Origin of the sequence: Pseudomonas tremae, assembly GCF_001401155.1 — a bacterium.
Classification (GTDB): Bacteria; Pseudomonadota; Gammaproteobacteria; order Pseudomonadales; family Pseudomonadaceae; genus Aquipseudomonas; species Aquipseudomonas tremae.
This window is the reverse complement of the sequence record NZ_LJRO01000123.1, coordinates 1-336: the sequence shown is the minus strand read 5'-3', so window position 1 is coordinate 336 and position 336 is coordinate 1. Positions and strand designations below refer to the sequence as shown.

The following is a 336-nucleotide window of genomic DNA, read 5'->3' as shown; positions in this document are numbered from 1 at the left end:
GTTCACATTAACGGGCGTGCTGGCGCTATCAGCGCGTTCTGGGCGGCGTTGGCTGCGGGTGCATGACTGCGCGCTGCCGTTCCTGTTGCAGAAAACCCATGATGATCGGTGCCACGGCTTCGGCACGCGTGATCAGGAACAAATGCCCGTCATCGATGATGTGTAGCTGGGCATTGGGTATTCGCCAGGCCAACAGGCGCATATTCACCAGCGGAATCAGCGGGTCGTCATCACCGGCCAGAACCAGGGTCGGCTGGTGAACCTTGTGCAGCCAGTGAATGCTGGTCCAGCCCATGCCCGCGAACAATTGCCAGTAATAGCCCAGCTTGCCGGACG

Annotated in this window: 1 protein-coding gene; it reads right to left on the bottom strand. The window is 60.1% G+C overall.

From position 1 onward, the window contains the following. Positions 1–28: 28 nt before the first annotated feature. A partial coding sequence (locus ALO43_RS09265) for an alpha/beta fold hydrolase (RefSeq protein ID WP_157062277.1) occupies positions 29–336 on the bottom strand: 308 nt, incomplete at its 5' end.